Annotated in this window: 22 protein-coding genes; 15 read left to right on the top strand and 7 right to left on the bottom strand. The window is 60.6% G+C overall.

Annotated features, from left to right (window positions below):
* The first annotated feature begins 1 nt into the window (after nucleotide 1).
* Nucleotides 2-1,102 (top strand): DNA-processing protein DprA, encoded by a 1,101-nt coding sequence (gene dprA / locus ACYZT4_RS20880; protein WP_461982761.1) that lies wholly within the window; start codon nucleotides 2-4, stop codon nucleotides 1,100-1,102.
* Nucleotides 1,103-1,156: 54 nt separating this feature from the next.
* Nucleotides 1,157-1,714: an L-threonylcarbamoyladenylate synthase gene (locus tag ACYZT4_RS20875; protein WP_461982760.1), complete on the top strand. Its 558-nt coding sequence runs from the start codon at nucleotides 1,157-1,159 to the stop codon at nucleotides 1,712-1,714.
* A 93-nt stretch (nucleotides 1,715-1,807) separates the two neighbouring features.
* Here ACYZT4_RS20875 and ACYZT4_RS20870 read toward each other — a convergent pair whose 3' ends face one another.
* A complete protein-coding gene (locus ACYZT4_RS20870) occupies nucleotides 1,808-2,785 on the bottom strand; it encodes an NADPH:quinone reductase (RefSeq protein ID WP_461982759.1) in 978 nt (325 codons plus the stop codon).
* Between the two features lie 178 nt (nucleotides 2,786-2,963).
* Here ACYZT4_RS20870 and hemF point away from each other — a divergent pair, with 178 nt between their 5' ends.
* Together hemF and aroE are read left to right on the top strand one after the other, a co-directional pair.
* The gene (gene hemF, locus ACYZT4_RS20865; RefSeq protein ID WP_461982758.1) at nucleotides 2,964-3,893 is read left to right on the top strand and encodes an oxygen-dependent coproporphyrinogen oxidase; all 930 of its coding nucleotides are present in this window, start codon (nucleotides 2,964-2,966) and stop codon (nucleotides 3,891-3,893) included.
* The gene (gene aroE / locus ACYZT4_RS20860; protein ID WP_461982757.1) at nucleotides 3,893-4,714 is read left to right on the top strand and encodes a shikimate dehydrogenase; all 822 of its coding nucleotides are present in this window, start codon (nucleotides 3,893-3,895) and stop codon (nucleotides 4,712-4,714) included. The genes hemF and aroE overlap by 1 nt, the downstream gene beginning before the upstream one ends.
* Before the next feature lie 7 nt (nucleotides 4,715-4,721).
* Here the strand turns inward: aroE and ACYZT4_RS20855 are convergent, their stop codons facing one another.
* The 3 genes from ACYZT4_RS20855 to betC form a co-directional block, all read right to left on the bottom strand.
* Nucleotides 4,722-6,290, bottom strand: coding sequence for a SulP family inorganic anion transporter (locus ACYZT4_RS20855; protein WP_461982756.1), 1,569 nt, complete (start codon nucleotides 6,288-6,290; stop codon nucleotides 4,722-4,724).
* A 161-nt stretch (nucleotides 6,291-6,451) separates the two neighbouring features.
* Nucleotides 6,452-7,372 carry a choline ABC transporter substrate-binding protein gene (choX, locus tag ACYZT4_RS20850; RefSeq protein WP_461982755.1) on the bottom strand — a complete coding sequence of 307 codons (921 nt, stop codon included), beginning with the start codon at nucleotides 7,370-7,372 and terminating at the stop codon, nucleotides 6,452-6,454.
* A gap of 16 nt (nucleotides 7,373-7,388) precedes the next feature.
* Nucleotides 7,389-8,903, bottom strand: a complete 1,515-nt coding sequence (gene betC, locus ACYZT4_RS20845; RefSeq protein WP_461982754.1) for a choline-sulfatase — start codon at nucleotides 8,901-8,903, stop codon at nucleotides 7,389-7,391.
* Between the two features lie 114 nt (nucleotides 8,904-9,017).
* Between betC and ACYZT4_RS20840 the strand changes: the two genes are divergently transcribed.
* Complete coding sequence (locus ACYZT4_RS20840) at nucleotides 9,018-9,968, top strand: choline sulfate utilization transcriptional regulator (protein WP_461982753.1); 951 nt, start codon at nucleotides 9,018-9,020, stop codon at nucleotides 9,966-9,968.
* On the opposite strand, the gene ACYZT4_RS20835 is transcribed toward ACYZT4_RS20840, so the two are convergent.
* On the bottom strand, nucleotides 9,955-10,626 hold the full coding sequence (locus ACYZT4_RS20835) for an NAD(P)-dependent oxidoreductase (RefSeq protein WP_461982752.1): 672 nt from the start codon (nucleotides 10,624-10,626) through the stop codon (nucleotides 9,955-9,957). The genes ACYZT4_RS20840 and ACYZT4_RS20835 overlap by 14 nt on opposite strands.
* Before the next feature lie 82 nt (nucleotides 10,627-10,708).
* Here ACYZT4_RS20835 and ACYZT4_RS20830 point away from each other — a divergent pair, with 82 nt between their 5' ends.
* Nucleotides 10,709-11,035 carry a DOPA 4,5-dioxygenase family protein gene (locus tag ACYZT4_RS20830; protein ID WP_461982751.1) on the top strand — a complete coding sequence of 109 codons (327 nt, stop codon included), beginning with the start codon at nucleotides 10,709-10,711 and terminating at the stop codon, nucleotides 11,033-11,035.
* Here the strand turns inward: ACYZT4_RS20830 and ACYZT4_RS20825 are convergent, their stop codons facing one another.
* Nucleotides 11,036-11,437 carry a GFA family protein gene (locus ACYZT4_RS20825; protein ID WP_461982750.1) on the bottom strand — a complete coding sequence of 134 codons (402 nt, stop codon included), beginning with the start codon at nucleotides 11,435-11,437 and terminating at the stop codon, nucleotides 11,036-11,038.
* Between the two features lie 409 nt (nucleotides 11,438-11,846).
* On the opposite strand from ACYZT4_RS20825, the gene ACYZT4_RS20820 reads away from it, so the two are divergent.
* The 9 genes from ACYZT4_RS20820 (at nucleotide 11,847) to ACYZT4_RS20780 (ending at nucleotide 22,206) form a co-directional block, all read left to right on the top strand.
* Nucleotides 11,847-13,154 (top strand): CitMHS family transporter, encoded by a 1,308-nt coding sequence (locus ACYZT4_RS20820; protein WP_461982749.1) that lies wholly within the window; start codon nucleotides 11,847-11,849, stop codon nucleotides 13,152-13,154.
* A 96-nt stretch (nucleotides 13,155-13,250) separates the two neighbouring features.
* Nucleotides 13,251-14,018 (top strand): TerC family protein, encoded by a 768-nt coding sequence (locus tag ACYZT4_RS20815; protein ID WP_461982748.1) that lies wholly within the window; start codon nucleotides 13,251-13,253, stop codon nucleotides 14,016-14,018.
* A gap of 283 nt (nucleotides 14,019-14,301) precedes the next feature.
* Complete coding sequence (locus ACYZT4_RS20810) at nucleotides 14,302-15,960, top strand: Na/Pi cotransporter family protein (RefSeq protein WP_461982747.1); 1,659 nt, start codon at nucleotides 14,302-14,304, stop codon at nucleotides 15,958-15,960.
* A 56-nt stretch (nucleotides 15,961-16,016) separates the two neighbouring features.
* Entirely contained in the window at nucleotides 16,017-17,393 is a 1,377-nt protein-coding gene (locus ACYZT4_RS20805) for a M16 family metallopeptidase (RefSeq protein ID WP_461982746.1), read from the top strand.
* 218 nt (nucleotides 17,394-17,611) lie between these two features.
* Nucleotides 17,612-18,640: a DUF5924 family protein gene (locus ACYZT4_RS20800; protein WP_461982745.1), complete on the top strand. Its 1,029-nt coding sequence runs from the start codon at nucleotides 17,612-17,614 to the stop codon at nucleotides 18,638-18,640.
* A gap of 54 nt (nucleotides 18,641-18,694) precedes the next feature.
* Entirely contained in the window at nucleotides 18,695-19,843 is a 1,149-nt protein-coding gene (locus tag ACYZT4_RS20795; protein WP_461982744.1) for an ABC transporter permease, read from the top strand.
* Nucleotides 19,840-20,643 carry an ABC transporter ATP-binding protein gene (locus ACYZT4_RS20790; protein WP_461982743.1) on the top strand — a complete coding sequence of 268 codons (804 nt, stop codon included), beginning with the start codon at nucleotides 19,840-19,842 and terminating at the stop codon, nucleotides 20,641-20,643. The genes ACYZT4_RS20795 and ACYZT4_RS20790 overlap by 4 nt, the downstream gene beginning before the upstream one ends.
* 1 nt (nucleotide 20,644) lies before the next feature.
* Nucleotides 20,645-21,583, top strand: a complete 939-nt coding sequence (locus ACYZT4_RS20785; protein ID WP_461982742.1) for an MlaD family protein — start codon at nucleotides 20,645-20,647, stop codon at nucleotides 21,581-21,583.
* The gene (locus ACYZT4_RS20780; protein WP_461982741.1) at nucleotides 21,580-22,206 is read left to right on the top strand and encodes an ABC-type transport auxiliary lipoprotein family protein; all 627 of its coding nucleotides are present in this window, start codon (nucleotides 21,580-21,582) and stop codon (nucleotides 22,204-22,206) included. Before ACYZT4_RS20785 ends, ACYZT4_RS20780 begins: the two co-directional genes overlap by 4 nt.
* A 126-nt stretch (nucleotides 22,207-22,332) precedes the next feature.
* Here ACYZT4_RS20780 and ACYZT4_RS20775 read toward each other — a convergent pair whose 3' ends face one another.
* Nucleotides 22,333-23,562, bottom strand: coding sequence for a nucleoside recognition domain-containing protein (locus ACYZT4_RS20775; protein ID WP_461982740.1), 1,230 nt, complete (start codon nucleotides 23,560-23,562; stop codon nucleotides 22,333-22,335).
* Between the last annotated feature and the right edge of the window lie 61 nt (nucleotides 23,563-23,623).

Genomic DNA, 23,623 nt, shown 5'->3' with positions numbered 1-23,623 from the left:
CATGTCGCTGTCTGCAATTACATCGGTTTCCCCTGCGGAACTTGAAGCTCGTTTACGCCTGCATCGTTTGCCGGAACTCGGGCCGATGCGTTTCAAGAAGTTGCTCGAAGCCTTCGGCTCGGCGTCCAAAGCCATCAGCGCACCGGCCAGTGCCTGGCGCTCGTTGGGTTTGCCCCTCGCCTGCTCGGAGGCCCGGCGCTCGACTGAAATCCGTGACGGCGCCAGCCATGCATTGGCTTGGCTAGAGCGTCCGGGCCAGTCTTTACTGATGTGGGACCAGCCTGAGTACCCGGCATTGCTGGCGGAAATCAGTGACGCGCCACCGCTGCTATTCGTGGCGGGTGATCCGGGCATTCTGGAAATACCGCAACTGGCGATGGTCGGTAGTCGCCGCGCGTCGCGACCGGGAATGGACACCGCGGCCGCGTTTTCACGCAGTCTTGCCAGTGCCGGTTTTGTCATCACCAGCGGTCTGGCGCTGGGCATTGACGCCGCCGCGCATCAAGCCGCACTGGACGTGGGCGGGCGAACGGTGGGTGTGCTTGGCACGGGACTTGAAAACTTTTATCCACAGCGCAACCGAAGGCTGGCGGACGCGATGATTGCGTCGGGAAGTGCGGTGCTTTCCGAGTTCCCGCTGGACGCCGCGCCGACCGCCAGCAACTTTCCGCGGCGCAACCGAATCATCAGTGGTTTGTCTCTCGGCGTGCTGGTGGTCGAGGCCAGTGTCGCCAGCGGTTCATTGATCACGGCGCGGCTGGCGGCGGAGCAAGGTCGCGAGGTGTACGCGATTCCGGGTTCGATTCATCATCCCGGTGCCAAGGGTTGTCATCAGTTGATTCGGGACGGTGCGATGCTGGTGGAAACCATCGAGCATATCCTCGAGGCGTTGCGCGGCTGGCAACGATTGCCGCTGTCCTCAACGATGCCTTCGGTGACTCATCCGCTGCTCAAGCTGCTGCATGCGGCTCCCCATACCAGTGAGGCGTTGGCGGCCAGCAGCGGCTGGGCCTTGCCAAAAGTGCTGGCGGCGTTGACGGAGCTGGAAATGGAGGGCCGGGCGGTGTGCGAAAACGGGCGCTGGTTTGCGCGGGTGAGCTAGGTTTTACAAGGAAGATCGGTAAACTGCGCAGAGCCTTTTTCCGGAGAGTTTTTCATGGTCAACAATTGGCGTGTGCAAAAAGCCGCGCAAGCCATTCGCCAAGGCGCGGTGATTGCCTATCCAACCGAGGCAGTCTGGGGCCTGGGTTGCGATCCCTGGAACGAAGAAGCGGTAGAACGTCTGCTGCTGCTCAAAGGGAGGTCGGTGGATAAGGGCCTGATTCTGGTCGCCGATAACATTCGCCAGTTCGACTTCCTCTTCGAAGACTTCCCTGAATTGTGGATGGATCGGATGGCGAGCACCTGGCCGGGTCCGAATACCTGGCTGGTACCGCATCAGAATCAATTACCGCCGTGGATCACTGGCATGCATGAGACGGTGGCGCTGCGCGTCAGCGATCATCCGCAGGTACGGGATTTGTGCGCGGCGGTCGGGCCGTTGGTGTCGACGTCGGCCAACCCACAGGGCCGGCCCGCTGCACGAACGCGGATTCGCGTGGAGCAGTATTTCCGTGGGCAGATCGATTTGATCCTTGGCGGGAATCTGGGCGGGCGCAAGAATCCGAGTGTGATTCGCGACGTGGCGACCGGGACCGTCATTCGCCCGGCTTAAAACCGCGTCATCGTTCATCGCTGGCAAGCCAGCTCCCACAGGGTTTGGGTCGACACAGAACCGGTGGGAGCTGGCTTGCCAGCGATGGCGATCTCAAGGTAACAAAACAGTCGAGCCAGTAGTGCGCCGCGCCGACAACTCGGTCTGTGCTTTGGCGGCATCAGCCAGCGAATAGGTCTGGTTGATTTCCACTTTCAACTTCCCGCTGATGATCATCTCGAACAGCTCATCCGCCATTCGCTGCAGGTTCTCCGCGTTGTTGGCGTATGTCGCCAGTGTCGGGCGGGTCACGTACAGCGAGCCCTTCGCCGACAAAATCCCCAGATTGACCCCGTCCACCGCACCCGATGCATTGCCGAAACTCACTACCAGGCCCCGAGGCGCCACGCTGTCCAGCGATGTCAGCCAGGTGTCCTTACCGACGCCGTCGTACACCACCGGGACTTTTTTGCCGTGGGTCAATTCCAGTACGCGTTCGGCGACGTTTTCATGGCTGTAGTCGATGGTCGCCCACGCACCGTTGGCCTTCGCCAGCGCGGCTTTCTCCGGCGAGCTGACCGTACCGATCAGCTTCACGCTCAGGGCCTTGGCCCATTGGCACGCCAGCGAGCCGACACCACCGGCGGCTGCGTGGAACAGAATGGTTTCGCCACCCTTGAGTTCATAGGTCTGACGCAGCAGATACTGCACGGTCAGGCCCTTGAGCATCACGCCGGCGGCTTGCTCGAAGCTGATCGCATCCGGCAGGTGCACCAGATTGGCTTCCGGCAACACATGAACTTCGCTGTACGCACCCAGCGGACCGCTGCCGTAAGCCACGCGATCACCGACCTTGAAGCGGCTGACTTCGCTGCCCACCGCCTCGACGATGCCGGCACCTTCGGCGCCCAGACCGGACGGCAAGGCGGGCGGCGCATACAGGCCGCTGCGAAAATAGGTGTCGATGAAGTTCAGGCCGATCGCCTTGTTGGTGACGCGGACCTGTTGCGGACCGGGCTCGGCCGGTTGGTAATCGACAAACTCGAGCACTTCGGGGCCGCCGTGGGCGCGGAACTGGATTCGCTTTGCCATCAGAACTCTCCTTAGGTCTGGCTACTGGAGGTGTAGCGCCAAGCGCCCTATCGGACTCCTATGCTTGATCCGCGTCAACTGCGGCGAGCCCTTCCGCGATGTTATGCTACGCGCCCATTTGCGCCGGCCCCTGCATCCATGGCGCGCCGCGTAGTTTTGCCCGATTCAAGGTGATGACATGACGACCCGCACCGAGGCCGTAAAAGCCTACCTGCTCGACCTGCAAGACCGCATTTGCGCTGCCCTCGAAGCCGTAGACGGCGGCACGCAATTCGTCGAAGACGCCTGGACCCGTGCGGCCGGCGGTGGCGGTCGCACCCGAGTGATGGAAAACGGCACGGTCATCGAGAAGGGCGGCGTCAACTTTTCCCACGTCTTCGGCAGCGGTCTCCCACCGTCCGCCAGCGCCCATCGGCCTGAACTGGCCGGCCGTGGCTTCGAAGCCCTCGGGGTGTCGCTGGTGATTCATCCGCATAACCCGCAGGTGCCGACTTCCCACGCCAACGTGCGATTTTTCATCGCTGAAAAAGAAGGCGAAGAAGCGGTCTGGTGGTTCGGCGGCGGTTTCGACCTGACCCCCTATTACGGCAATGAAGAAGACTGCGTGCACTGGCACCGTGTCGCCGAGCAGGCCTGCGCGCCGTTCGGTGCGGACGTCTACCCGCGTTACAAAGCCTGGTGCGACAGCTACTTCCACATCAAGCATCGCCATGAACCGCGGGGCATTGGCGGTCTGTTCTTCGATGACTTGAACGAATGGGACTTCGACACCAGTTTCGCCTTCATGCGTGCAATTGGTGATGCGTTCATCGACGCCTACCTGCCGATCGTGCAGCGGCGCAAAAACGATGCGTTCACCGCCAAACAGCGCGAATTCCAGGAGTTCCGCCGTGGCCGCTACGTCGAATTCAACCTGGTATACGACCGTGGCACGCTGTTCGGCCTGCAGTCGGGCGGGCGTACGGAGTCGATCCTCATGTCGTTGCCGCCGCAAGTGCGCTGGGCCTATGACTGGAAAGCCGAACCGGGCAGCGAAGAAGCGCGCCTGACCGAGTACTTCCTGCAAGACCGTGATTGGTTGGCCAAAGGCCTGAACGAGGAATCCTGATGGACCGTTACGTCGTATTCGGTAACCCGATTGGCCACAGCAAGTCGCCACTGATCCACCGTTTGTTCGCCGAGCAGACCGCTCAGCAACTGGACTACAGCACTTCGCTGGCACCGCTTGATGACTTTTCCGACTTCGCCCAGGTGTTTTTCGTTGAAGGACGCGGCGCGAATGTGACGGTGCCGTTCAAGGAAGAGGCGTTTCGTCTGGCCAACAGCCTGACGGCGCGCGCGCAGCGGGCCGGTGCGGTGAACACGCTGAGCAAACTCGCCGATGGCTCGCTGCAGGGCGATAACACGGACGGTGCCGGGTTGGTGCGCGACCTGACGGTCAACGCCGGTTTCAGTCTCAAGGGCAAACGCATCCTGCTGCTCGGCGCCGGCGGTGCGGTGCGCGGCGTGCTGGAACCGCTGCTGGCGGAACAGCCGGCGTCGCTGATCATTGCCAACCGCACGGTGGAAAAAGCCGAAGTGCTGGCGGAGTTGTTCGCTGATCTGGGGCCGGTGTCGGCCAGTGGTTTCGATTGGCTGCGGGAGTCGGTGGACCTGATCATCAACGCGACGTCCGCCAGCCTTACGGGCGAAGTACCGCCGATTGCCGACAGCCTGATCGAGCCGGGCAAGACCGTTTGCTACGACATGATGTACGGCAAGGAGCCAACCTCGTTCTGTCGTTGGGCGACCGAGCATGGCGCGGCGGTGTCGATGGATGGTTTGGGCATGCTCGCTGAACAGGCGGCGGAAGCGTTCTTCCTGTGGCGCGGAGTGCGCCCGGACACCGCGCCCGTGCTGGCGGAACTGCGCCGCCAATTAGCCCTTTAAAATCTTTTCAATCTTCAAAACGGATCGGGCAATTCTCTGCGCCTTCCAGCTTTCGCAACTCTTCTACCACCGGTGCCCGCGCCCCGCGCAAGGTCAGGCTGCGATCCTGCTTGCGCAGCCGCCGCGCTTCCTGATGCAGCATTTCTACGCCCGAATAGTCGATAAAGTTGATGTGCTGCGCCTCAATCACTACGCGCGTGCCGTGCATCCGCTGCAGGCGTACTTGCAGGTAATGGCTGGCGCCGAAGAAGATCGAACCGCCCACCCGCAAAATGTCTTCATCGCCATCGCGCCAATGCTGCACCCGGGGCTGCGAGGTGCGTTTCAGATAGAAGAACAGCGAAGCCAGCACCCCGGCATAAATTGCCGTCTGCAATTCCAGCAGCAGCGTCGCGACGCAGGTCAGCGCCATCACCACGAATTCCGCGCGACTCACCCGCAACAACGCGCGAATACCGCGGTGGTCGACCAAGCCCCAGGCGATCAGCAGAATGCTGCCGGCCATGGCCGGGATCGGAATATGCGCAATCAGGTTGGCGCCAAAGATCGCAAACAGTGCCACCCACAACGCCGAGAAAATCCCCGCCAGCGGCGAGCAGGCACCCGCTTCGTAGCTCAGGCCCGAGCGGGTGAAGGAACCGGCTGACAGCGAACCGGAGAAAAACGCGCCGACGATGTTTGAAAAACCTTGGGCGCGCACTTCCTGATTCGCATCGAGCAACTGTTGCGAGCGCGCCGACAGGGAGCGGGCAATCGACAGGCTCGTCACCAGCCCGAGCATCCCGACCGCCACGGCACTGGGCAGCAAACGCAGAATCATGTCCAGGTCCAGCGGCAGCGGGCTGAACGGCGGCAAGCGCCCGACGAAGGCGCTGACCAATTTCACATGACCGAACATCGACGGCCACAGCCAAACCAGCCAACCGGCGAGGATCAAGGTGATCAACAGCGTCGGCCAGCGCGGTAAAAGCCATTTCAGAATGACGCCGACGCCGACGGTCGCCAGACCCAGGACCAGCGAAGGCTTATCCACAGCGGCGAGATGCCGGGACAATTTCAAAAAGCTGTCGAGTGCCGTGGCCTGGCTGGGTAAATCCAGCCCCAGCAGATTGGGCAGTTGCCCGATGGCAATCACCACCGCGGCGCCGAGGGTGAAACCCAGTACCACCGAATGCGAGACGAAGTTCACCAGGGCGCCGAAACGCAGCAAACCCAGCAGCCACTGGAAAATCCCGGCAAGCAGCGTCAGCAGCAGGATCAGCGTGATGTAGTCCTGTGACGCGGGAACGGCCAGAGGACTGACGCTGGCGAACAGGACGATCGATATCGCCGCTGTAGGACCACAGATCAAATGCCAGGATGAGCCCCACAGGCTGGCGATCAACACCGGGATAATCGCCGCGTACAAACCGTATTCCGGTGGGAGACCGGCGATCAGTGCGTAGGCAATGGATTGCGGCAACGCGAGAATCGCGCCGCTGAGGCCGACGATCAGGTCACGGCTGACGCTGGCGCGGGTTTGCCGGGGCAACCAGGAAAGGAAGGGAAAGAGTGAATGGCGGCTGGGAAGGGCCATGGGGCCTCTCGGTTGGGGATTTGCGCAAGGGTAGCAGACCTGGTGGTAGATCCTGTGGGAGTGAGCCTGCTCGCGATAGCGGTGTGTCATGCGACTTTAATGTCGATTGATCCACCGCTATCGCGAGCAGGCTCACTCCTACAGGGCTTCCACAAATCGGGTTAGAGCTTGGCTTTTACGGCGGGCAGCGCGTCCTTTCCATCCGCAGTCTTCACGCCATCCAGCCATTTATCCAGCACCGCCGGGTTGGCCTTGATCCACGCCTTGGCCGCGGCCGCGTTGCTGACTTTCTTGTTTACCACCTCAGACATGATGCTGTTCTCCATTTCCTGGGTGAAACTCAGGTTGGTCAGCAGCTTGCCCACATTCGGGCAGGCTTGGGCGTAACCCTTGCGCGTCAGCGTATGAACACTGCCGGTATCGCCAAAGTATTTCTCGCCACCCTTCAGGTAATGCATTTTCAGCTGCACGTTCATCGGGTGCGGCGTCCAGCCAAGGAACGTGACGAATTTCTGTTTCTTCACCGCGCGCGACACTTCGGCCAACATGGCCTGTTCGCTGGACTCGACCAGTTTCCACTGACCCAGGTCGAAGTCGTTTTTCTTGATGATGTCCTGCAGCGAGATATTCGCCGGCGCGCCCGAGCCGATGCCGTAGATCTTCTTCTCGAATTTGTCGGCGTATTTGTTCAGGTCGGCAAAGTTATGCACACCCGCGTCCCAGACGTAGTCCGGGACTGCCAACGTAAATTCGGTGCCGTCGAGGTTTTTTGCCAATTGCGTGACGTCGCCCGTGGCCACGAACTTGTCGTAGAAGCCCTGCTGCGCCGGCATCCAGTTACCCAGGAACACATCGACCTGGCCATCCTTCAAACCGCCAAAGGTAATCGGTACCGCGAGGGTGTCGACCTTGGCCTTGTAGCCCATGCCGTCCAGCAGAAACCCGGTGATGGCGTTGGTTGCGGCGATGTCGCTCCAGCCAGGATCGGCCATTTTCACCGTCTCGCAACTCTGATCGGCATACGCCGACGCACTGCCCAGAGCCAGCAGCCCGACCGTCAGTACTGTGGATAACTTTTGCATGGACTTCCCCTTAACATTATTGGTTTTGGCAGGGTTGTGGATAACGTGCTTTGCGTTCCAGATCATCGAGATCGATGTGGTTGCGCATGTATTGCTGACTGGCGTCCACCAGTGGCTGGTGATCCCAGCTCTTCAGCTTGCCGATGGTCAGCGCATTGGCGACGAAACGCCGACGACGCTGGCTCGCGAGCACCTGTTGGTGTATCTCCGGGATGTTCCATTTGGCCCGCGCTTCGGCGAGAAATTCCTCGAACAAATCGCGATGCTGTGGCGATTGGCTGAGTTCTTCACGCTCGCGCGGATCGTTGTGTACGTCGAAGAGTAGGCAAGGGTCGTCTTCGCTGTAGATGAATTTGTAGGCGCCCCGGCGAATCATCATCAGCGGACTGATCGTGCCTTCGGCCATGTATTCGCCAAAGACTTCGTCATGGCCGCCCTGCCCTTGCAGGTGCGATACCAGCGAACGGCCATCCAGCGGCAAGCCCGGCTCGAGTGAGCCGCCCGCCAACTCGACAAACGTCGGCAGCAGGTCGGCAGTGGAAACGGCGGCGCTGACTCGCCCTGCACCGAACTGCCCCGGCGCACTTATCAACAGGGGGACGCGTGCGGCCATTTCGAACCAGTGCATTTTGTACCAGAGCCCGCGCTCGCCGAGCATATCGCCATGATCCCCGGAGAAGACAATGATCGTGTCATCGATCAACCCGGTTTCCTCGAGTGTTTGCAGGAGTTTGCCAACGTTGCTGTCGATATAGCTGCAAGCACCGAAATAGGCGCGGCGCGCATCGCGGATCTTATCCACAGGCAGCGGCTTTTCCCACAGGTCATAAACTTTAAGCAGGCGCTGGGAATGCGGATCGAGATCGGTTTGCGCCGGTGTTTCCGGCAGTGGGATGTCGGCATCGTCGTACAGGTCCCAGAATGCCTTGGGAATGGTGTACGGGTCGTGTGGGTGAGTCATCGACACGGTCAGGCAGAACGGCTGGTCGCCATCTTCGCGGATGTGATCGAACAGATATTGCTGAGCCTTGAACACCACCTCCTCGTCAAAATCCAGTTGATTGGTGCGCACGCATGGCCCGGCTTGCAGCACGGACGACATGTTGTGAAACCAGCTCGGGCGCACGTCCGGTTCGTCCCAGTTCACCGCCCAGCCGTAATCGGCCGGGTAAATATCGCTGGTCAGGCGCTCTTCGTAACCGTGCAACTGGTCCGGGCCGCAGAAGTGCATCTTGCCGGACAGCGCAGTGCGGTAACCGAGTTGACGCAAGTAATGGGCGTAAGTCGGCACATCAGCGGGGAAGTCGGCTGCGTTGTCATAGGCGCCGATCTTGCTCGGCAACTGACCGCTGACCAGGGTAAAGCGCGACGGCGCGCACAGTGGGCTGTTGCAATAAGCGGCGTCGAACACCACGCCTTCGGCGGCGAGGCGGCTGAGATTGGGCATTTTGATGGGTGAAGGACCGTAGATCGGCAACATTGGCGCGGCCATCTGATCGGCCATGATGAAAAGAATATTTTTGCGCTTCATGTATTCGCGGCATTCCATAGTGAATATTTATGCGAGAGTGCTGCGTTCGAGCATGGATTCCAGGCAGATTGTGGTAAAGCCCATGCCAGGCAATGACTAGGATAAGCACAGCTTATGTATGACGCTTTGGGTGATTTGTCCCTCGACTTGCTTCGTGCGTTCGAAGCAGCGGCCCGTCAACGCAGCTTCACCGCCGCGGCGGGAGAGCTCGGGACCACGCAACCGGCGATCAGCCAGCAGATCAAACGACTGGAAGATCAGCTCGGCACTCGGCTGTTCGACCGGATTTATCGCGGCATAGAACTGACGGAGACCGGGGCCATTTTGTTCGAGCGCGTTCAGCTCGGTTTGCAGAATATCGAAGCAGGGTTGAGTGCGATCAGTGCACAGGATCAGCATGAAGTCTTGCAGGTCGCCACGGATTTTGCCTTCGCCGCCTATTGGCTGATGCCTCGTTTGCATCGCTTCCATGCCGCCAACCCGCAAGTGGACGTCAGCCTGGTGACCAGTGAACGCAGCCTCAATATGCTGCGCACGGATATTGATGTGGCGGTGTTGTTCGGTGATGGTCGATTCAAACAGGGCGAAAGCCATTGGCTGTTCAGCGAGGAAGTTTTTCCGGTGTGCAGCCCGTTGTTGTTGAAGGATCGTCCCTTGCCCTTGCCGGCTCAATCGCTGCTGGAATTTCCGCTGCTGCACCTGCGCGGTGAGAACAGCAGCAACTGGTTCGACTGGAGCGGCGTATTTCGCGAGCTGGGGATCAGTTCGGCACCAGCCCCCGGGCAATTGCGTTTCGACAATTACACCTTGCTGATTCAAGCGGCGATTGGCGGCCAGGGTGTGGCCATCGGCTGGCGCCACCTTGTGGATAACTTGCTGGATCAAGGTCTGTTGTGCCGACCGATTGCCGACACGGTGATGTCCCGCCAGGGTTATTACGTGGTCCTGCCCCAACGCAAACGGCGCGGGGCGCTTATTCAACAGTTTGTGGACTGGTTGATGGCCGAGCAGGCCAGCAGTGCGCAATCGCTGAATGGCTTGCCGCTGCCGTCTATCGCTGTCTAGCCTCGGTCGCGATGAAATTCACATGTTCGCCAACATGCAGGTTCAGTTGCAGCTCATCGGCAATCCCTACAGCCACTCGGCTCAAACGCTCAAGCGGTTCGGCCAGTCCCGGTTCAAGACTGCTGCTGACCTGACTGAAATGCTCAATGGTCAGCCCCGCGACGCCGCGTGGTGAATTGACCAGCGTCCAGTGCAGGGGGCTGCTCTGCAGGGCCTCGCGGATATCTTCGGCCGCGTGGCGTTGCAGCCTGTCCTCAATCTCCGGATCGTCCAGCACCTCGAAATCACCTACCAGAAACAACCTGGAGATATTCGCGGCCTGCATGCCATCGATCAGCGCATCAACCGCCAGCACCTGCTCGACCGGGCCCGGCACAATGGTTTTTTCCACATGTTCACTGTTGAACGGCAGGCCGGGAGCGTCAAGCAAACAGATGACCGCGGAACACCCCGCGACGCTTTGATTGACCCGCTCGGCGTCAAACAAGTCGCCGGTCTTGGTGCGCAAGCCGGGGCGCGGAGCGAGTGCATTCAGGTCATCGAGAATCGCGATCACTTCATGTTGGCGCCGCAGCATTTCAGCCATCAGCGCACTGCCCAGGCTACTCATGGCACCATAAAGCACCACTTTTACCACTGGGGTTTCGGCATTTTTCATGGCGGGACTCCGTTTTCCGGCGTATATGGCGTGTGACCCGCGGGAAGCGGTGAGGGTTCGACCGGGATTCAGAGGGTTTTAGATGCAACAGATCAAGGGCTATCACGCCCATGTGTATTTCGACGCCAGCAGCATTGATCAGGCGCGAACGTTGTGCGAGCAAGCGGCGCAGGTGTTCCCGCTGAAAATGGGACGCGTGCACGAGCGCCCGGTGGGTCCGCACCCGGATTGGAGCTGTCAGTTGGCGTTCGTCCCGGAGCTGATCGGCGAGGTGTTGCCGTGGCTGGCGCTCAATCGCAAGGGCCTGGTGGTGTTCCTGCATCCGGACACCGGCGACGATCTGCTCGATCACACCGAGCATGCGATCTGGATGGGCGCGATTCGCCCACTGGATCTGTCTATTTTTTGATCACAGGGTTTCTTCGGCTTCACCCGGCAGGTGTTCGTCGAGGTGCAGCCAGGGCAGCCGGTTGTCGGTCCAGATGTGCCGCTCGGCCGGTGCCTGCTCGGGGTGGTCGAGGGTGGCGATGGTGACGTCGATGTTTTCGGGGCTGAGGTGTGTCACCAGTGCGAGCTGTGCGCCGCAGTCTGGGCAGAAGTAGCGTATGCAACTGGACGAAGACGCGTACTGCGCCGGCGTGCCTTTGACCCATTCGAAAGTTGATGTGGGCACGGTGATCCAGGTCGTCACAATCCCACCGCTGACTCGGCGGCAAATCGAGCAGTGGCAGTGGGCGATGTCCCGCAACGGGCCGCTGAATTGATAGCGCAGGTGTCCGCAGTGGCAGCCGCCTGTGTGGAATTTTTCCATTACCTTCACTCCTGTTGCGGATGTACCGACGCCATCGCGAGCAGGCTCACTCCTACAGAGGAACGCGTTTCAATGTAGGAGTGAGCCTGCTCGCGATGGCCTCAACTGGGTCTAATGCCCTGCCCCCGGTCCGACGACCGGTCACACATCCCGTCAATGCTTTCACCAACGAAAGCTGGCTGAAAGCTTCCCCGATTAGGATCGCCCCCACTACCGGCAACAGACCGGTCGGCCAGTGCCAGTGTTTTAGCGCTTGCACAGCCCATTTAACAACAACAATGGTGACCCTGATGTCCTTTGCTACCCGCCGCTTCGCTGCAACTCCACCCGTACGCCTCGTGCTTCCCGTTCTGCGCTGACCCTGTCCGGTTCGCCCATTCCCTAGCCGCGCTACGCCTGGAGTATTCCCATGCTGACTTTCCTTGGCTTCGCCATGGTCATCACGTTCATGTTCCTGATCATGACCAAGCGCCTGTCCGCGCTGATCGCCCTGATCATCATTCCGATCATATTTGCCCTGTTCGGCGGTTTTGCGCCGAAAATCGGCCCGATGATGCTTGAGGGCATCACCAAACTTGCGCCAACCGGCGTGATGTTGATGTTTGCCATTCTGTACTTCGCCCTGATGATCGACTCCGGCCTGTTCGACCCGGCCGTGCGCAAGATCCTCAAACTGGTCAAGGGTGACCCGTTGAAAGTGTCGGTCGGCACCGCCGTACTGGCGCTCGTCGTCTCCCTCGATGGTGACGGCGCGACCACTTATATGATCTGCGTGGCCGCCATGCTGCCGCTCTACAGCCGTATTGGCATGAGCCCGCGAATCATGGCCGGCCTGATCATCCTCGCCGGTGGCGTGATGAACATGACGCCATGGGGCGGTCCGACCGCTCGTGCGGCCAGTGCGCTGCACGTGGACCCTTCCGACATTTTCGTGCCAATGATTCCGGCGATGCTGGCCGGTGTAGTGGCAATCCTGGCGATTGCGTACTTCTACGGCAAACGTGAACGTGCACGTCTGGGTGAACTGCATCTGGTCGGTGATGAAATCGACCACAGCGAAATCAGCGTTTCGCAGTTCCCGGACGCCCGTCGTCCCAAACTGATCTGGTTCAACGGCGCGCTGACTTTGGCACTGATGGGCACCCTGATTGCCGGCCTGTTGCCGCTGCCGGTGCTGTTCATGGTGGCGTTCAGCATCGCGATGATTGTTAACTATCCTTGCCTGCAACAGCAGAAGGATCGCGTTGCGGCCCACGCCGGTAGCGTGCTGGCGGTGGTCGGCCTGATCTTCGCCGCGGGCATCTTCACCGGTATCCTCACGGGCACCGGCATGGTCGATGCGATGTCGAAGAGCCTGTTGTCGGTCATTCCGGACTTCCTCGGCCCGTACCTGGCCGTGATTACCGCGCTGGTGAGCATGCCGTTCACGTTTTTCATGTCGAACGACGCATTTTATTACGGCGTGTTACCAGTACTTGCCGAAGCCGCCAGTCATTACGGTATAACCGCGGTGGAAATGGCACGTGCCTCGATCGTCGGTCAGCCCGTCCACTTGCTGAGCCCGCTGGTACCATCGACCTATTTGTTGGTGGCCCTGGCCGGTATCGACTTCGGTGACCATCAGCGCTTCACCCTGAAATGGGCAGTGCTGGTGTGCATGTGCATACTGGTTGCCGCATTGCTGATGGGGATCTTTCCGCTGTTCAGCACTCTATAAACCCAAGACAAGTCCAAGACTCACCATGACGGGTCCAGGCTTTGTTGAATGAAGCCCGGGCCCTTCGTGGTTTGACACATCCTCAAAGGAATACACATGGAATGGCTGACCAACCCTGAAATCTGGGTTGCCTTCTTCACCCTGACCGCCCTGGAAATCGTCCTGGGTATCGATAACATCATCATGATTTCGATCCTGGTCAGCCGCATGCCCAAACACATGCAGCAGCGCACCCGGATTTTCGGCCTGGCGCTGGCCATGGTCACGCGGATCCTGTTGCTGCTGTCGATTACTTGGGTCATGCGCCTTACGGCCGATCTGTTCGAAGTGTTCGGCCAAGGCATTTCCGGGCGCGACCTGATCTTGTTCTTCGGTGGTCTGTTCCTGCTGTGGAAGAGCTCGCAAGAGATGTATCACGCGCTGGAAGGTGAAGACGAAACCAGCGACGAGCCGAAAGGCACGGGCGGCAAGTTCCTCTACACCATCATCCAGATCGCGATCATCGACATCGTGTTCTCGCTGGACTCGGTGATTACCGCAGTCGGCATGGTCTCCCACGTACCGGTCATGGTCGCGGCGATCATCGTGGCGGTGCTGGTGATGATGCTGGCTTCGGGCACCATCAGTAACTTCATCGACAAGCACCCGTCGCTGAAGATGCTGGCACTGTCGTTCCTGCTGATCGTCGGTACGGTGCTGATCGCCGAATCGTTCGACGTGCACGTGCCAAAAGGCTACGTCTACTTCGCCATGGCGTTCTCGCTGGCGGTGGAAGCGATCAACATCAAGATGCGCACCGCGATTGCGAAAAAGAAAAAACAGCAGGACCCGGTGAAACTGCGCAAGGACATTCCCGGCCAGTAAGCCAAACGCAAAAACCGGTGGGAGCGGGCTTGCTCGCGAAAGCGTTGTATCAGTCAACATCATCGTTGCCTGACACACCACCTTCGCGAGCAAGCCCGCTCCCACAGTTGTTTTGTGCGGTTGCATGAAGCTGGTTTCATGACAGTTTTGTTTCAAACGCTTCTTTAGCTATGCGATGCTGGCGCCCGAGCCGTTAGCCAACTACAGCTAAAGTACAGAACGTAGAAAAAGCGCGGTACCGTCAACTTGCCCCTCTGGGGCGCGACCACCACAGGGGGCCCGTATGCTCACCCTGCTCAATTTGTTATCTGCCGTGGCCTTGTTGATCTGGGGCACGCACATCGTCCGAACCGGCATCCTGCGGGTCTACGGCTCCAATTTGCGCCATGTGATTGGCCAGAACATGTCCAAGCGCGGCCTGGCGTTCATCGCCGGCATCATCGTCACCGCCATGGTCCAGAGCAGCAACGCCACCGCCATGCTCGTCACCTCCTTCGTTGGCCAGGGCCTGATGGCGTTGATGCCGGCCCTGGCGACCATGCTGGGCGCCGACGTCGGTACGGCGCTGATGGCGCGGGTGCTGACGTTCGATTTGTCGTGGCTGTCGCCGCTGCTGATTTTTCTCGGAGTGATTTTCTTCCTGTCGCGCAAACAGACGCGGCTCGGGCAGATGGGCCGCGTGGCCATCGGTCTGGGGTTGATCATTCTGGCGCTGCAATTAATAGTCGAAGCGGCGGCACCGATCACTCACGCCCAAGGGGTGAAAGTGATATTCGCCTCGCTGACCGGCGACATCCTGCTCGACGCCCTGGTCGGCGCGCTGTTCGCGATGATTTCCTACTCCAGCCTGGCCGCCGTCCTGCTCACGGCGACGCTGGCCGGTGCCAGTGTGATCAGCTTGCCGGTGGCCATCGGCCTGGTGATCGGCGCCAACATCGGCAGCGGCATTCTGGCGTTCATGAGCACCAGCATGCAGAACGCCGCGGGCCGTCAGGTGGCGCTCGGGAGCTTGCTGTACAAGCTGATCGGCTTGCTGTTGATCATTCCGGTGCTCGACCCGTTGGTGCACTGGATCGACAGCCTCGACTACAGCCCGCAGGAAATGGTCATCGGTTTTCACCTGCTCTACAACACTGTGCGCTGCCTGATCCTGCTGCCGACGGTCGGGGTCATGGCCAGGCTCTGCGCGTGGCTGTTGCCGGAGCGGCCGGAAGTCAACGGCACCGCCAAACCGCGGCACCTTGACCCGACGGCGCTGGTGACACCCAGCCTCGCACTCGCCAATGCCGCCCGGGAAACCCTGCGCCTTGGCGATTTGATCGACAACATGCTCGAAGCCATGCTCAATGTGCTGCAAGGCAAGCACACCGCCGTCACCCAGGAAATGCGCCGACTGACCGATGATGTCGAATCGCTCTACAGCTCGATCAAGCTCTATCTGGCGCAAATGCCACGCGAAGACCTCAGTGACCAAGACAGCCGGCGTTGGGCGGAGACCATCGAACTGGCGATCAACCTCAAACTCGCCAGTGACCTCATCGAACGCATGTTGCGCAAAGTGCAGCAACAGAAGACCTCGCAGCGCCGGTCGTTTTCCGAAATCGGTCTGGAAGAATTGTCAGGGCTGCACAGTCAGTTGATTGCCAATTTGCGCCTGGGGTTGTCGGTGTTCCTCAGCGCCGACAAGGAAAGTGCCCGGCAGTTGCTGCGAGAAAAACGTCGCTTTCGCGCACAGGAGCGCCGCTTGGCCCATGCCCATGTCAGCCGGTTGCAACGTAAGATCGTGCAGAGTATCGAGACCAGTTCGCTGCACCTGGAACTGATCGCCGACATGAAGCGCTTGAATTCGCTGTTTTGCAGCAGCGCGTACGTGGTGCTGGATACCTCTGACACCGGAGCACTCGTCATCGACGATTTGGCTGACATCACGCATTCACCCTGAACGTCCACAGTTGCCTGAAGTCTGTTGAACTTACGCTAGCCGTACGGAAACTCGTTATGCGTTGTCTGTTGTTCGCTTGCCTCTTGCTCGGATCATTCCCGTTGTTCGCCCTGGACCGTTTCCAGGTCGAAGGCTATACGTTGCCCAACGGCCTGCAATTGCTGCTCAAGCCTGGCACCGAGCGCGGGCATGTGGCCATCCGGCTGGTGGTCGGCGTCGGCCTCGATGATTTCAGTTGTGCCGACAAGGAGCTGCCGCACCTGCTCGAACACCTGCTGTTCAGCGGCATCGACGCCACGGGCGAAGGTGGTCTGGAAGAACGCATGCAGGCCTTGGGCGGTGAATGGAATGCCTACACCAGCAACGCCGACACCACGTTCGTCATCGAGGCCCCGGCGAAAAACCAGCGCAAGGTGCTTGATCTGGTGCTGGCGCTGCTGACCCAGACCCAATTCGACGACAACGCCATCAACGCCGCCAAACAAGTGGTCGAGCGCGAAGACGGCGGTCATTACTCGCACCTGCAACGCTGGCTGGATCGTCAGGACCTCGGCCACACGGCGAGTAACCAGCTGGCGGTGGAACTGGGCCTCAAATGCCCGGAGCGCGCCCAGGTCGATCACCTGACCCGCGAACAACTGGAGGCGGTGCGCAAAGCCTGGTACGCGCCGAACAACATGACGCTGATCATGGTCGGCGATCTCGACCGCTTGCTGCCGGCTTATCTGGAGCGGGCATGGGGTGAACTCAAGGCGGTTGACCCGACCGATCACCCGCCGCTGCCGCAAATCCAGGCCAGCGCCGCCCATGAGCGTACGTTGAGTCACGGCTTCGTTGGCGGTGGCGCCAAGTTGCACTGGCTGGTGCCGGAACCGGTGCTGGAAGATCAACACGACGAAACCTATGATTTGCTCAAGGACTATCTGGACTGGGCGCTCTATCGGCAAATGCGCCTGACGCACAGCTTGTCCTACGGCCCTTCGGCGGAGCGCGAGCTGTTTGGCGGCGTAGGGTTCATGAGCCTGAACGCCGACCTGGACCGCGACGATCTGCCCGAGGCCGAGCAAGTACTCGAGGAATTAAAGGCTGGGTTGCTTAGGGACGGCCTTGATGCCGAGACCTTCAACCGCCTCAAGCAGGCCGCCATCGCCCGACAGGCCTGGGCGGTGCAAGGCAATAGCGCGCTGGCGGACTACTATTGGAGTGCGCTGGGCGACTACGAGGATGGCCGTTTCGCCGACCCGGCCAGAGAGCTGCAAGGCGTGACGCTGGCCGAGGCCAACCAGGCCATTCGCGAACTGCTCTTGCAGCCGGGTTACTTACGGATCGAGAAGCCTTTGTTCAGTGATGATCAGTTGATGTGGGCGGTTGCCGGGGTGTTTGCGCTGATGCTGCTAGGGTTATTGGCTTGGTGCCGCCATCGCAAACGATAAATAACCCTGTGGGAGCTGGCTTGCCAGCGATGGACTTCAAGGCGCCCGGTTATCCAGAAAGCGCGCTTTATCGTTCACGACCATCGCTGGCAAGCCAGCTCCCACAGTTCGTCGTATGTCAGAGTTTTGTGTTCGTCCATAGACCGGCACCCTCGCCACACCGCCCCTCGGGCGGTAACCTGTCGAGGATTTTTCCTACGACTACTGTGAATCGCCGAATGCCTACCCTGACCTTGTACGTACAGCGCATCCTTGAATTGATGAAGCGCTACCCAGGGGTCATTGCGCTCGGTGGTTTCATCTCCGGAGTCGGCAGCTTCATGCTGGTGGACCGCCAGCAAGGCCTGGCAACCTGGATCACCATCATCATGGTGCTCAGCTGGATCTGGCTGATGCTGGAAAACAGCCTCACTCAGCTGTTCACCCGGATCTTCAAACGGGAAATCCCCCAGCCATTGCTGCGTTATGCGACGCAGATGATCCACCAGGAAAGCCTGTTTTTCGTCCTGCCGTTCTTTGCCATCACCACGACCTGGAACAGCGGCCAGTTGTTTTTCACCGGGTTGCTGGGCATCGCCGCGTTGATTTCGATCACCGACCCGCTCTATTACAAATGGCTGGCGCCACGGCGCTGGGCGTTCCTGGCGCTGCACACGCTGACCCTGTTCGCCGCGCTGCTGACCGCCCTGCCCGTCATCCTGCACCTGACCACCTCGCAGAGTTTCAAACTGGCGCTGGGCATCTCGGTGGTCCTGTCGTTCCCGAGCCTGGCGTCGATCTTCCCGATTCGCACCGTGCGCAACGCCCTGGCGATTCTGTGCATCACCGTCGGCATTGGCGGTGTGGGTTGGGTGCTGCGTTCGTGGGTGCCACCGGCGACGTTGTGGATGACCGACGTGGCCATCAGCACTCAAATGCAGGACCGCACGCCCGGCAAGAGTCTGGACGAAGTCAGCGCCGAGCAGATTCGTGGCGACGGCCTGTACGCCTACACCGCGATCAACGCCCCGCGCGGTCTGGACGAGCGGATTTATCACGTCTGGCAGTTCAACGGCAAAGAGGTCGACCGCATCGCGCTGGACATCCACGGCGGGCGCAAGGAGGGCTATCGCGCCTGGACCCACAAGCAGAACTTTCCCGGCAACCCGGCGGGTGACTGGCAGGTCCGGGTGTTGACCGAGGACGGGCAACTGATCGGTGTGTTGCGCTTCAAGATTACAGACAGCACACCGACCAAAGAAAAGTAACGCGGTTCGTGTTATTACGTAGTTCTGCGTATCAGCCGAACAAGCACGGAGCTTATGACCAGCAGCACAATGGCCGGCAACGCCCAGTTAGACGCCTCACACTCCCCCGCCCAGTTGCGGGTAACGGGTGACTGGACGCTTGCCCATTACGCCGAACTCAAGGACCTGAGCGAAAAGCTCCGCGGCCAGTACGACGACAAAACCCACATCGACCTCAATGGTCTCGGCGCCCTCGACACCGCCGGCGCCTCGCTGTTGGTGGAGTTGCTCGGTTCGGAGCGCCTGGGTCGATCCGCCGAGCATCCTGACTGCACCTTGTCCGTCCCCGACCGTGCGTTACTACAGACGGTTTATCGCTCGATGACCGACTTCTGCGTGCCGATCAAGGAAGCGGAAATCAGTGTCGGGATTCAACTGCTGACCCGCATCGGTCGCGCGGTGGACGCCGTCTGGGAAGACACCCTCCAACTGTTGGGCTTCGTCGGCCTGATCCTCGAAACCATCGCCCGTGGGTTGTTCCGGCCCAAACGCTGGCGCATCACGCCGATGGTCGCGCACATCGAACAGACCGGCCTCGACGCCGCCCCCATCGTTGCTCTACTGACCTTTCTGGTGGGCGCCGTGGTGGCGTTTCTCGGGGCGACGGTGCTGGCGAGTTTTGGCGCGAGTATCTTCACCGTCGACCTGGTGGCATTTTCCTTCCTGCGCGAATTCGGCGTATTGCTCACCGCGATCCTGATGGCCGGCCGCACCGCCAGTGCGTTCACCGCGCAGATCGGCTCGATGAAGGCCAACGAAGAAATCGACGCGATCCGCACCCTTGGCCTCGACCCGATGGAGTTGCTGGTGGTACCGCGCGTACTGGCGTTGCTGGTGGCGCTGCCGATGCTGACCTTCCTGGCGATGATCTCGGGGATTATCGGCGGCGGCGTGGTGTGCGCGGTGTCGCTGGGGATTTCCCCGGCGATGTTCCTTTCGCTGCTGCAAACCGACATCGGCATTCAGCACTTTCTGGTGGGGATCGTCAAAGCGCCAATTTTCGCGTTCCTCATCGCCGCCATTGGCTGCCTTGAAGGCTTCAAGGTCAGCGGCAGCGCCGAGTCGGTTGGCGCACACACCACGTCGAGCGTGGTGCAGTCGATTTTTGTGGTGATCGTGCTCGATGCCGTCGCCGCGCTGTTTTTCATGGAGATGGGCTGGTGAGTCGTCTACCCCGAGCGCCTTCCGAGGCGGTGATCGAAGTCCGTGGGCTGTGCAATCGTTTTGGCAGCCAGAGCGTGCACGAGAACCTCGACCTGGATTTGTACAAGGGCGAGATCCTCGCCGTCGTCGGCGGTTCCGGCAGCGGGAAATCGGTGCTGCTGCGCAGTATCATCGGCTTGCGCCAGCCCAGCGAAGGCGTGGTGAGGGTGTTCGGCAAAAACCTGCCTACCCTGTCCGAACACGAGCGCTCACTGGTCGAGCGGCGTTTCGGCGTGCTGTTCCAGCGAGGCGCGCTGTTTTCTTCGCTGACCGTGACCGAGAACGTCGCCCTGCCCTTGATCGAGCACGCAGGCCTGAGCCGCAACGATGCCGAGCACCTGGCGGCGGTCAAACTGGCGTTGGCCGGGTTGCCGCTGTCGGCAGCCGACAAGTACCCCGCTTCATTGTCCGGCGGGATGATCAAGCGTGCGGCACTGGCCCGCGCATTGGCGCTGGACCCGGACATCCTGTTTCTCGACGAACCCACCGCTGGCCTCGACCCGATTGGCGCGGCGGCCTTCGATCAGTTGATCCTGACCCTGCGCGATGCGCTGGGTTTAAGTGTGTTTATCGTGACCCACGACCTCGACACGCTCTACACCATTACCGACCGTGTGGCGGTGCTGGCGCAGAAAAAAGTGCTGGTGGCGGACGCCATCGACAAGGTGTCGGAAACCGACGACCCGTGGATTCACGAATACTTCCATGGCCCTCGCGGCCGCGCGGCGCTGACGGCCGCTCAACAGTTGAAAGAGGTCTGACATGGAAACCCGAGCCCATCATGTTTTGATCGGCCTGTTCACTGTGATGGTGGTGGCAGGCGCCCTGCTCTTCGGTTTGTGGCTGGCCAAGTCCAGCGTCGACACCGAGTTCAAGGATTATGAAATCGTCTTCAACGAGGCGGTCAGCGGTTTGTCCAAGGGCAGCGCCGTGCAGTATAGCGGGATCAAGGTCGGCGATGTGGTGACCTTGCGCCTCGATCCGAAAGACCCGCGCCGGGTGCTGGCGCGGATTCGCCTGGGCGGCGAGACGCCGATCAAGGAAGACACCCAGGCCAAACTGGCGCTGACCGGGATTACCGGCACGTCGATCATCCAGCTCAGCGGCGGCACCCCACAGAGCCCGACGCTCAAGGGCAAGGACGGCGACTTGCCGACGATTGTCGCATCGCCCTCGCCCATCGCCCGGTTGCTCAACGACAGCAATGATTTGATGGCCGGGGTCAACGTGTTGATGCACAACGCCAATCAGATGTTTTCTTCGGAAAACGTCGAGCGCATCAGCAAGACCCTGGAACATCTGGAGCAAACCACCGGCACCATCGCCGATCAACGCGGCGACATCCGTCAGGCCATGCAGCAATTGTCGGCCATTGGTAAACAGGCGACGGCGACGCTGGAGCAGACCGCCGCACTGATGCGCAACGCCAACGGCCTGCTCACTGATCAGGGCAAACAGATGTTCGGCAGCGCCGAGCGAGCGATGAAGTCGCTGGAACAAAGCAGCGCGACCATCAACACACTACTCACTCACAATCAGGACTCGCTCAACAGCGGCATGCAAGGTCTCAATGGCCTGGCACCGGCGGTGCGCGAGTTGCGCGACACCCTGACGTCGTTGCGGGCGATCTCCCAACGCCTGGAAGCCAATCCCAGCGGTTACCTGCTGGGCAATGACAAGAACAAGGAGTTCACGCCATGAAGCTGAACCACGTCGCCCTCCTCGCCGGTTTCACGTTGATCAGCGCTTGTTCGATTCTGCCCAAGTCCGAGCCGTCCGATGTCTATCGTCTGCCTTCGGCCCAGAGCAGCGCTGCGGCCAGTCATGGCACGCCGCAACGCTGGTCGCTGCGCCTGGCCAAGCCGCAGGCCAGCGAAGCATTGAACAGTCCGAAGATTGCCGTTATCCCACAAGGCGATCGGGTCAGCAGCTACAAGGCTTCACGCTGGAGCGACCCGGCGCCGGAGCTGTTGCGCAATCGTCTGCTCGATGGTTTCCAGCGTGACGGTCGGGTGACGCTGTTAAGCACCGACGACAGTAATTTCCAGGCGGATCTGGAATTGGGCGGGAGCTTGCAGGCGTTTCAGACTGAATATCAAGGCATGGCCGCCAGCGTGGTGGTGCGTCTGGATGCGCTGCTGGTGCGCGGTTATGACCAACGCATCCTCGCCAGCCGCCGCTTCGAAGTGCATCAGCCACTGAGCGATGTTCAAGTGCCGTCGGTGGTGGCCGGGTTTGGCCAGGCGAGTGATCAGCTGACGGCGCAGGTGGTGAATTGGGCGGTGGAGCAAGGGCAGAAAGTCGCACCGCCGACACGACCCTGAATCCAATACAAATCCTGTAGGAGCGAGCCTGCTCGCGATGGACGTAAACGATGATGCGGGCATTCTGCAAGAGCGCGGTGCTCCTGCCACCATCGCGAGCAAGCTCGCTCCTACAGGGTTTTGTAATTAGCCGAAGAACCAGTAACACACGCCGATCGCGCCTAGTACGCCGGCGAACTCCGCCAATAACGCACACCCTACAGCATGCCGCGCGCGCTGAATTCCCACCGCGCCGAAATACACCGCCAGCACATAGAACGTCGTTTCCGTGCTGCCCTGAATCGTCGCCGCCACGAGCGCCGGGAAGCTGTCTACCCCGGACGTCTTCATCGTCTCGATAAGCATCGCCCGGGCCGCGCTCCCGGAGAACGGTTTGACCATCGCCGTCGGCAACGCTTCAACGAAGCGCGTGTCCCAACCGGCCCACTCCACCAGATGACGAATCCCGTCGAGGCCGAAATCCAGCGCCCCGGAGGCGCGCAGCACGCCCACAGCGCACAGCATCGCCACCAGATACGGCAGCAGATTCTTCGCCACATCGAAGCCTTCTTTCGCGCCTTCGACGAACGCCTCGTAGACCTTCACCTTGCGCAGCGCGCCGATCACCAGAAACAGCATGATCAGGCCGAACAGCGTCAGGTTGCCGAGGATCGATGACAGGCCCGCCAGTGCGGTCGCCGAGAGCGTCGCCAGCAACGCCATGAAGCCGCCGAGGGCGAGGGCACCGGGGATCAGATAAGCGAGCACCACTGGGTCCCACAGGCGCAGGCGTTGCATAAAGGCCACCGAGAGCAAACCGACCAATGTCGAGCAACTGGTGGCGAGGAGGATCGGCAGGAAAACCAGCGTCGGATCGGGCGCGCCTTGCTGGGCGCGGTACATGAAGATCGTGACCGGCAGCAGCGTCAGGGAGGAGGCGTTGAGCACCAGGAAGAGGATTTGCGCGTTGCTGGCAACGGTAGCGCTGGGGTTGAGCTCTTGCAGCGCCTTCATGGCTTTCAGGCCGATCGGCGTGGCGGCGTTGTCCAGGCCCAAGCCGTTGGCGGCGAAGTTCAGGGTGATCAGGCCGATGGCGGGGTGGCCGGCCGGTACTTCCGGCATCAGGCGCAGGAACAGCGGCCCCAACGCTTTGGCGAGCCAGTCGACGATCCCGGCCTTTTCGGCAATTCGCAGAAACCCGAGCCAGAGGGTGAGGGTGCCGAACAGCAGGACCATGACCTCGACCGACAACTTGGCCATGGCGAAAATGCTTTCCACCATCGCCGCGAAGATTCCGGCATTGCCGCCAATCAGCCACTGCGCCAGCGCCGACACGGCCGCAACGATAAAGAAGCCAAGCCACAGGCCATTGAGCATCAGTTAAATCCCCCGAAGAATGCGGCGAATGATAGCGGGGTAGCCAGAAACGACAAACCCC

This window comes from Pseudomonas sp. GB2N2 (assembly GCF_054897705.1).
This window is presented reverse-complemented; position numbering and strand designations above follow the sequence as displayed.

Bases quoted from the DNA above. Each gene is read 5' to 3' on its own strand.
- dprA (WP_461982761.1), top strand. From the start codon at position 2: ATGTCGCTGTCTGCAATTACATCGGTTTCCCCTGCGGAACTTGAAGCT.
- ACYZT4_RS20835 (WP_461982752.1), bottom strand. From the start codon at position 10,626: ATGAAAAATGCCGAAACCCCAGTGGTAAAAGTGGTGCTTTATGGTGCC.
- ACYZT4_RS20855 (WP_461982756.1), bottom strand. From the start codon at position 6,290: ATGGCCCTTCCCAGCCGCCATTCACTCTTTCCCTTCCTTTCCTGGTTG.
- betC (WP_461982754.1), bottom strand. From the start codon at position 8,903: ATGAAGCGCAAAAATATTCTTTTCATCATGGCCGATCAGATGGCCGCG.
- ACYZT4_RS20795 (WP_461982744.1), top strand. From the start codon at position 18,695: ATGACCAGCAGCACAATGGCCGGCAACGCCCAGTTAGACGCCTCACAC.
- ACYZT4_RS20875 (WP_461982760.1), top strand. From the start codon at position 1,157: ATGGTCAACAATTGGCGTGTGCAAAAAGCCGCGCAAGCCATTCGCCAA.
- ACYZT4_RS20785 (WP_461982742.1), top strand. From the start codon at position 20,645: ATGGAAACCCGAGCCCATCATGTTTTGATCGGCCTGTTCACTGTGATG.
- ACYZT4_RS20870 (WP_461982759.1), bottom strand. From the start codon at position 2,785: ATGGCAAAGCGAATCCAGTTCCGCGCCCACGGCGGCCCCGAAGTGCTC.
- aroE (WP_461982757.1), top strand. From the start codon at position 3,893: ATGGACCGTTACGTCGTATTCGGTAACCCGATTGGCCACAGCAAGTCG.
- ACYZT4_RS20825 (WP_461982750.1), bottom strand. From the start codon at position 11,437: ATGGAAAAATTCCACACAGGCGGCTGCCACTGCGGACACCTGCGCTAT.
- hemF (WP_461982758.1), top strand. From the start codon at position 2,964: ATGACGACCCGCACCGAGGCCGTAAAAGCCTACCTGCTCGACCTGCAA.
- ACYZT4_RS20775 (WP_461982740.1), bottom strand. From the start codon at position 23,562: ATGCTCAATGGCCTGTGGCTTGGCTTCTTTATCGTTGCGGCCGTGTCG.
- choX (WP_461982755.1), bottom strand. From the start codon at position 7,372: ATGCAAAAGTTATCCACAGTACTGACGGTCGGGCTGCTGGCTCTGGGC.
- ACYZT4_RS20780 (WP_461982741.1), top strand. From the start codon at position 21,580: ATGAAGCTGAACCACGTCGCCCTCCTCGCCGGTTTCACGTTGATCAGC.
- ACYZT4_RS20815 (WP_461982748.1), top strand. From the start codon at position 13,251: ATGGAATGGCTGACCAACCCTGAAATCTGGGTTGCCTTCTTCACCCTG.
- ACYZT4_RS20800 (WP_461982745.1), top strand. From the start codon at position 17,612: ATGCCTACCCTGACCTTGTACGTACAGCGCATCCTTGAATTGATGAAG.
- ACYZT4_RS20820 (WP_461982749.1), top strand. From the start codon at position 11,847: ATGCTGACTTTCCTTGGCTTCGCCATGGTCATCACGTTCATGTTCCTG.
- ACYZT4_RS20805 (WP_461982746.1), top strand. From the start codon at position 16,017: ATGCGTTGTCTGTTGTTCGCTTGCCTCTTGCTCGGATCATTCCCGTTG.
- ACYZT4_RS20810 (WP_461982747.1), top strand. From the start codon at position 14,302: ATGCTCACCCTGCTCAATTTGTTATCTGCCGTGGCCTTGTTGATCTGG.
- ACYZT4_RS20840 (WP_461982753.1), top strand. From the start codon at position 9,018: ATGTATGACGCTTTGGGTGATTTGTCCCTCGACTTGCTTCGTGCGTTC.
- ACYZT4_RS20830 (WP_461982751.1), top strand. From the start codon at position 10,709: ATGCAACAGATCAAGGGCTATCACGCCCATGTGTATTTCGACGCCAGC.